The following is an 8,042-nucleotide window of genomic DNA, read 5'->3' on the forward strand; positions in this document are numbered from 1 at the left end:
TATGCCTGCCAGGCCTGGGAAATCCGCAATATTCGAGCAATTCGCGGCTGACGGCATCAGCTACATGTTCGGCAATCCAGGGACGGTGGAGCAGGGCTTCCTCGACGAGGGCGACCGCGCCGGCGACCTCTCCTACGTCCTGGCGCTGCACGAGGGCGTGGCCGTCGGTATGGCCGACGGCTACGCCCGCGCCACCCAGCGTCCGGGCCTCGTCCAACTGCACAGCGGGGTGGGACTCGGCAACGGTATCGGCATGCTCTATCAGGCGAAGCGGGGCGGTTCACCGCTGGTGGTGCTCGTGGGTGAGGCGGGCATACGCTACGACGCCATGGACGGGCAGATGGCCGCCGACCTGGTGGCCATGGCCGATCCTGTGACCAAGTACGCCACCAGGGTGGTCGATCCGCGGTCCACGCTACGGGTCCTGCGCAGGGCGGTGAAGATCGCCATGACCCCGCCGCGCGGCCCGGTCGTCGTCGTCCTGCCCGCGGACGTCATGGACGAGATGACGACGGAACCGGTGACACCCACGTCCCTCCCCGACACGCGGTCCGCGCCGGCACCGCAGGCCGTCGAAGAGGCGGCCCGGCTGCTTCGCGACGCGCGCCGGCCGGTGATCCTCATGGGCGACGGCATCGCAGCCAGCGGTGCGCAGGAACAACTCACCGCAGTCGCCGAGCGGTTGGGGGCCCGCGTGTGGGGTGTCAACTCGTCCGAGGTCAACTTCGACACCCGCCATCCGCTCTACGCCGGGCTGACCGGGCACATGTTCGGCAAGGACAGCGCGCGGGTCGTCGCGGACGCCGACGCCGTGCTCGTCGTCGGCACCTATGTGTTCCCCGAGGTCTTCCCGCACCTGGGAAGTCCCTTCGCCGACGGCACCCGGATCGTCCACATCGACCTGGACGCCTACGAGATCGCGAAGAACTTCCCCGTCGACGTCGGTCTGGTCGCGGATCCCGCACTCGCCCTCGCCGACCTCGGCCGGGCACTGGGCCCAGGGCCACGGATCGTCCCTCCGTCGCCGCCGGTCGCCAGGCCACTGCCGGCGCCGGACGACGAGCCTTTGATGGAGACCTTCGCCAGGGTCCTGGCCGAGCGGTCCCCGGCGGGGCTGGCGGTGTTCGACGAGGCGCTCACCTCCGGGGGCCCGCTCGCCACCCATCTGCCGCCACGACAGCCCGGCCGCTTCTTCCAGACGCGCGGAGGATCACTCGGCGTAGGGATCCCCGGCGCGCTCGGACTCAAACTGGCCCGCCCGGAACTCCCGGTGATCGGCTTTACCGGTGACGGCGGCAGCATGTACACCTTCCAGGCGCTCTGGACCGCGGCCCGCGAAGGCATCGACGCCAAGTTCGTGATCTGCAACAACGGACGCTACCGGCTCCTCGACCTGAACATCGGGGAGTACTGGGCCGAGCAGGGCATCGCCCCCCATTCCGTCCCGGACGCCTTCGACCTGAGCCGGCCCGCCATCGACTTCACCGCCCTGAGCGAGTCCCTGGGAGTCCCGGCCCGCCGGGTCGAGAAGCGCGATCAGATCGAGGACGTCATCACGCAGATGTGGGCCCACAACGGCCCGTTCCTCGTAGATCTGGTGGTGGACTGATGTCCGTGACATCGACCGAGGCACCGCCGCGTGCCGACTCGCAAGGTCTCGCCCTCACCGCGTCGAAGGCCGAGAACCTGGTACGGGACTGGCTGCGCAGACTGCGCGGCGGCGCCGTTCCGGAAGAACTCACCGCCCACCTCGCCAACGGGATGCGCCTGGAACTGCCGGAGCGCATCGTACGCGGCGTCGAAGAGTTCACCCAGTGGTGCCGGGACGGCGCCCACCACCTGCTCACCGGTCTCCCGCTCGGCGGCGGAGTCCTGGAGGTGACGCTCACCTCGCCCGTGCACGCCCAGGTGGTCGTCACCTCCCCGTCCCCCGAAGCCGGCCACCTCAGCCAGGAATGGTGGGTGGTGCTGTGCGACGGGGTCCCCCGGATCCGCGTCATCACCGTCACCGGACTGCACCCCGAGCCCTCGCTCACCCCGGCCTCCGCCGCACTGGTGTAGGCACGCACGTGAACCACCGGGCGGGCCCGTCGCACGTGTTCCGTGCCGGGCCCGCCCTTTCTCCGTCCACCGACCAGCCAAGGAAGACACCATGCCCCCCAGCCTCGTCATGCCGCGCCCACGACTGGACGGCCGGCGCATCGGGATCCTCGTCGAGAGCGACTTCGTGGAAGAGGAGATCTCCTACTACCAGCACCGGTTCGCGGAGGAGGGCGCCGAGGTCGTCCTGCTCACCAGGCTGTGGGGAAATCCCTCACTCACCTTCACCGGGCACGAGCAGCGCGCACCGCTCACCGTCAGCGGCGACCTCGAAGGGCTCGACTACACCGAACTCTCCCGTTACTCCGCCCTGCTGGTCCCCTCCGGCATGGTCTCCGACCGGCTCCGCTTCAGTGAGGACGTGGACACACCCGCGCCCGCGATCGACTTGATGCGCCGTGCCTTCCGACTGCCCAGGTTGCTCAAGGCGTTCTCCTGCCATGCGCTGTCACTGCTCTCGGCGGCCCCTGAGCTGATCGCCGGGCGCCCCGTCACCTGCCACAACAACCTGGTCGGCGACGTCCGCAACATGGGGGCCGTCTACACCAACCAGGACGTCGTCGCCGACAACGATCTGGTGACCGGACGCACGGTGGCCGAATGCCACCTCCTCGCCCGTGCCGTGATCGAACTCCTGGACGAGTCCGCCGAGCAGGCGGCGCGATCCGTGCCGGAACAGGAGGCGGCATGACCACGCCCGCGTCCGCGAAGATCCCGTTCTCCTTCTCCGAAACCACCGCCGGCTACGTGGTCGAACGGCGCGGCTCCGAACTCGACCTCCGCACTCTCGACGACCGGCGGGTGACCGTCCACCTGACCGACACCACACACGGGCAGCGGCTGCGGAACCTGGGCGAGCCGTACGACGACGTCAGCGGCCACCTGCACGAGTTGCTGCGGCCCGGCACGTTCCTCTTCTGCTACGGGCCGGTGTACCCCGAAGCGGGCGGCCTGCGATTCCAGGCGGCACAACTGATCTTCGTCGGCGACGAGGACGGCGCCGGCTGGCCCTTCGAGCGCCCCGGCTGGTGGCGCGAGCAACTGGCCCGCATCGCGGACTTCTACCGGCGCTCCCAGTTCGGCGAGGCTCCTGTCGACTTCGGGGACTACCGGACGGTGATCAGCGGCACCGGAGGCAAGACCGAGCAGCACGTCCAGGAGACGGACACCATCTCCCGCATGGTCTACGGCATGGCCAGCGCATACATGCTGACCGGCGACGAGAAGTCTCTCGAAGTCGCCGAAAAGGGGGCGCGCTACCTCCACGACCACATGCGCTTCGTCGACCCGGACGAAGGCGTCGTGTACTGGTACCACGGCATCGATGTCACGGGCGGCCGTGAACACCAGCTCTTCGCCTCCGAGTTCGGTGACGACTACCAAGCCATCCCCGCCTACGAGCAGATCTACGCCCTGGTCGGCCTCACCCAGACCTATCGCCTGACCGGCTCCCCGCAGATCCTCACGGACATCGACGGCACCGTCCGGCTGTTCGAGAAGTACTTCGCCGACCGGCAGTTGGGCGGGTACTACTCCCACATCGACCCGGTCACGCTCAGCGCCCACCACGAGAGTCTCGGTCCGAACCGCGCCCGGAAGAACTGGAACTCGGTCGGTGACCACGCGCCGGCCTATCTGTTCAACCTGTTCCTGGCGACCGGCGAAAAGCGCTACCGCGACATGCTTGAGCACACGTTCGACATGATCGTCACACACATGCCCGACGACACCAGCCCCTTCGTCCAGGAGAGGTTCCACGCGGACTGGACGCCGGACCGCGAGTGGGGCTGGCAGCGGGACCGCGCGGTGGTGGGCCACAACCTCAAGATCGCGTGGAACCTCATGCGGATGCAGGGCACGCTGCCCAAAAGGGAGTACCGGGCGCTGGCCGAGCACATCGGCAGCACCATGCCCGGCGTGGGCCGAGACGCGCAGCGCGGCGGCTGGTACGACGTGCTGGAGCGACGCGCACAGAACGGACGCCACCCCTTCGTCTGGCACGACCGCAAGACGTGGTGGCAGCAGGAGCAGGCGATCCTCGCCTACCTGATCCTGGCCGGCAGCACGAACCGGGAGGACTTCCTCACCCACGCACGGGAATCCTCCGCCTTCTACAACGCCTTCTTCCTCGACCACGACGAAGGCGGAGTCTTCTTCACCGTCCTGGCCCAAGGCATGCCGTTCCTCGTCGGCAACGAACGGCTCAAGGGCAGCCATGCCATGGCCATGTACCACAAGGCCGAACTCTGCTTTCTGGCCGAGGTGTACACCCAGCTCCTGATCAACCGTGAACCGCTCGACCTGTACTTCTGCCCCGAACCCGGCGCCCGCTTCCCGGACGGCCTGCTGCGCGTCGCCCCCGACGTCTTCCCGTCGGGCCACGTCGTCCTGGACCAGGTGCTGATCGACGGGGCGCCCTACCACGACTTCGACGCCGAGACGATGGCGGTACGCCTGCCCGCGAGCGACCAACGGCTGCGGGTAAAGGCACGGCTGCGTCCGGTGCGACATTAAGGGGGCCCACACCATGGTCACCAGCGATCTTCTCCCGGCCTCCGCCCGGTGGCACATCGCCGCCGGGCGGGCCTGGCCGCTCGGCGCGAGCCCCGTGCCCGGCGGCGTCAACTTCGCCTTCCACGCCAACGGCGCACGCGCCGCGTGGCTGGTGCTCATGGACGCGGTGGACGGCACTATCGTCGCCGAACTGCCGTTCCCCGAAGGCGGCCGGTTCGGCACGCTGTTCACCGCCACCGTGCGGCGACTGGACACCGACCGCTTCCATTACGGCTACCGCGTCGCGTACACCTCCGGCGGACTCTCGCCCGTCCTGCTCGACCCCTACGCCACGGAGTTGACCGGTGCGGGGGAGTGGGGCCAACGCCCCCGCTACCGGTCCGCCGTCGCCCCGACCGACTTCGACTGGGGCGACGACCGCCCGCCGCGCATTCCGCACGGCGACCTGATCATCTACGAGACACACGTGCGGGGGTACACCCGGCACGCCTCCGCCGCGGTGACCTCCCCGGGTACGTACGCCGGCCTGCGCGAAAAGATCCCGTACCTGAGGGAACTCGGCGTCAACTGCGTCGAGTTGCTGCCCGTCTTCGAGTTCGACGAGACGGACAACACGTTCGTGTCGCCGGCTACCGGCAAGCCACTGCGCAACTTCTGGGGCTACAACAGCGTCGGCTTCTTCGCGCCAAAAGCGGGCTACGCGTCGCGAACCGGCCAGGGAGACGCCTCCCGCGAGCTGAAGTCGCTGGTCAAAGCGATGCACGCGGCAGGCATCGCGGTCATTCTCGACGTCGTGTACAACCACACGGCCGAGGGCGACCACCGCGGCCCCACCCTGTCCCTGCGCGGCCTGGACGAGTCCGCCTACTACCTGCTGGACGACGCGGGCCGCCCCCTCAACCTCACCGCCACCGGCAACACCGTCAACTGCAACCACCCGGTGACCCGCACCCTCATCCTGGACAGCCTGCGCCACTGGGCCACCGAGTACCGCGTCGACGGCTTCCGGTTCGACATGGCGGCCATCCTCACCCGGGGGACCGACGGCCGGCCGCTGTCCGACCCACCGCTCGTCGAGGCCATCGCTCGCGACCCGGCCCTGGCTCACTGCGTGCTCATCGCCGAGGCAACGGACGCCGCCGGCGTCCACCAAATCGGCTCCTTCCCCGCCTACGGGCGGTGGAGCGAATGGAACATGCGCTACCGCGACGCCATCCGGCGCTTCCTCCTGGGCCGGCCCGGCTCGGCGGGAGAGTTCGCCACCCGGCTGGTCGGCTCACCCGACCTCTACCGGGAACGCGGCGCCACCGCCTCGGTCAACTACATCACCTGCCACGACGGGCTGACCCTGGCCGACTGGACCTCCTACGACCACCGCCACAACGAGCCCAACGGCGAGGACGGAAAGGACGGCATCCCGGACGAGGAGAGCTGGAACTGCGGACACGAAGGCCCCACCGACGACCCCGCCGTCCTGCGGCTGCGCGCCCAGCAGGCCCGCAACGCTCTCCTGTTGCTCCTGGCGAGTCACGGCGTGCCCATGATCCTGGCCGGCGACGAATTCGGACGCACCCAGCACGGCAACAACAACACCTACGGCCAGGACGGCCCGCTCGGCTGGGTCGACTGGAACCACCGCGTCGCGCATGCCGGGCTCCTCGGCTTCACCCGGCGCGCCATAGCGCTGCGCCACGCGCACCCGGTGCTCCGCCGCACCGTACATCCGGACAGCCGGGTCGCGCCCGGCGCGCCCTGCCCCCCGGTCAGCTGGCAGGGGGAGGAGCCGTGGGAACCGGACTGGTCGGAGGGCTCGACGCTGCTCGCTGCGATGCTCCACGAGGACCGTGACGACGCTCCCGCGGACTGTGTCTACCTGGCGGTCAACGCGGGTGGCTCCGAACGGACCGTACGACTTCCCGAGCCGCCGCCCGGTCTGCGATGGCATGTCTTCGCCGACACCGGCTCCCCGGCCCACCAGGACGGACACGAGGTGGGTGAGGAACCCCTCTGCGGCGACACACACTGGACGCTGGGCGCCCACGCGAGCCTGCTGCTCGTCGCCGGGGGAGTGTGAGTCCGCGAGGGGCCGGCGGCTTCCCGCGCCGCGTGTGCGGGAGCGGGAAGCCGCCGACGGTGTGGTGGACACCAAGGTCACGCGGTGGCGAGCGCGTTCGGCTCGCGGTGGACGATGGTCATCGAACGGTCGAGGCCGGCCAGCCGTAGCTGGGACATGAGCGCCGGTGAGGCTCCCTCGACCACCACTTCGGCCGACTGCGGCACCTGCTGGCCGGCCACAGCCAGGCACCTCACCGCGCCGCTCGGCAGGAGATCCGAGTCGTGCACATCGATCACCAGGCGTCGGGTGACCTGCCGGACGGCCCGGTCCAGGACCGAGCGCACCGTCTCGACATCGTGATCCTCGCCCGCCATACGTACGACGGTGCTGCTGCCCGCGGTCCCGAGACTCAGCTCAAAGCTCATGACTACTCCCTATCTCTACCGGCCACGGAAAGTCTTGTTCCCGGGCACCAATAATGTCTCTGTAAAAAGGATCGCGGAAGTGTCCAAGTCCTGTCCAATAACTTTCATGATGACGTGAACGCATGGATATCGATACGAGACTTCTACGTCACTTCGAGGAGTTGGCGCGGGAGGGAAACCTGACCCGCACCGCGAAACTGCTTTTCATCACGCAACCTTCGTTGACGAAACAAATAAGAAAACTTGAAACTCTCATGGGTGTGCGGCTGTTCAGCCGGAGCCGTCACGGAATGGAGTTGACTCCCGCCGGCGCGGAGCTCGCCACGCGGCTGCCGGAGCTCCTCGCGGACTGGGACGACCTGGTGCATCGCACACGTGGGGCGGCCCGTGACACCGTACGCGTCCTGCGGGTCGGCTTCGTTGCCAGCGCCGCCAACGAGGACACGCAGTCGATCCTCGCCGAGTTCGCCGGGCGACGACCGCGATGGCGGGTCGAGATGCGGCAGACGCAGTGGAGCGACCCCACCGCCGGTCTCGCCGCGGGGGACGTCGACGTCGCGCTGCTGCGGCTGCCCTTCCCGGGGCAGGAGCGCTTCCGGCACGAAGTACTGATCACCGAGCCCCGCTGGATCGCCCTGCCGGTCGGTCATCGTCTCGCCCATCAGCGTGAAGTCGCCTTCGACGACGTACTCGACGAGCCCTTCGTCGCCGTCCCGGAGGAGTCCGGTTGGTGGCGCGACTACTGGCTCGCGACGGAGGAGCGCCGGGGCCGGCCCGTACGTATCGGCACGGTGGCGCGCAGTCCGGACGAATGGCTGCACGCGGTCGCCGGCGGCTACGGCATCAGCCTCACCCCCATGGCCACCGCCTCCTTCTACCAGCGGCCCGACGTCATCTACCGCCCGCTGACCGGGGTCGCGCCCAGCGACGTGGGGGTGGTCTGGCCG

Annotated in this window: 7 protein-coding genes; 6 read left to right on the top strand and 1 reads right to left on the bottom strand. The window is 69.0% G+C overall.

Annotated elements, in window-relative coordinates; all coding sequences use genetic code 11:
- The first annotated feature begins 1 nt into the window (after position 1).
- The 5 genes from HY68_RS34695 (at position 2) to HY68_RS34715 (ending at position 6,688) form a co-directional block, all read left to right on the top strand.
- A complete protein-coding gene (locus tag HY68_RS34695; protein WP_041999521.1) occupies positions 2-1,609 on the top strand; it encodes a thiamine pyrophosphate-binding protein in 1,608 nt (535 codons plus the stop codon).
- Positions 1,609-2,061 (top strand): hypothetical protein, encoded by a 453-nt coding sequence (locus HY68_RS34700; RefSeq protein ID WP_041999525.1) that lies wholly within the window; start codon positions 1,609-1,611, stop codon positions 2,059-2,061. The genes HY68_RS34695 and HY68_RS34700 overlap by 1 nt, the downstream gene beginning before the upstream one ends.
- 91 nt (positions 2,062-2,152) lie before the next feature.
- On the top strand, positions 2,153-2,791 hold the full coding sequence (locus tag HY68_RS34705) for a DJ-1/PfpI family protein (protein WP_041999528.1): 639 nt from the start codon (positions 2,153-2,155) through the stop codon (positions 2,789-2,791).
- Positions 2,788-4,614, top strand: coding sequence for an AGE family epimerase/isomerase (locus HY68_RS34710; RefSeq protein ID WP_041999531.1), 1,827 nt, complete (start codon positions 2,788-2,790; stop codon positions 4,612-4,614). Before HY68_RS34705 ends, HY68_RS34710 begins: the two co-directional genes overlap by 4 nt.
- 13 nt (positions 4,615-4,627) lie before the next feature.
- Complete coding sequence (locus tag HY68_RS34715) at positions 4,628-6,688, top strand: alpha-amylase family glycosyl hydrolase (RefSeq protein WP_041999534.1); 2,061 nt, start codon at positions 4,628-4,630, stop codon at positions 6,686-6,688.
- Positions 6,689-6,765: 77 nt separating this feature from the next.
- Here the strand turns inward: HY68_RS34715 and HY68_RS34720 are convergent, their stop codons facing one another.
- The gene (locus HY68_RS34720; protein WP_041999537.1) at positions 6,766-7,095 is read right to left on the bottom strand and encodes an STAS domain-containing protein; all 330 of its coding nucleotides are present in this window, start codon (positions 7,093-7,095) and stop codon (positions 6,766-6,768) included.
- Positions 7,096-7,217: 122 nt separating this feature from the next.
- Between HY68_RS34720 and HY68_RS34725 the strand changes: the two genes are divergently transcribed.
- Positions 7,218-8,042 (top strand): LysR family transcriptional regulator (locus HY68_RS34725; protein ID WP_042000764.1); only part of this gene is annotated, 825 nt, incomplete at its 3' end.

It is taken from the genome of Streptomyces sp. AcH 505 (assembly GCF_000818175.1).
In the GTDB taxonomy this organism is placed as follows: Bacteria; Actinomycetota; Actinomycetes; order Streptomycetales; family Streptomycetaceae; genus Streptomyces.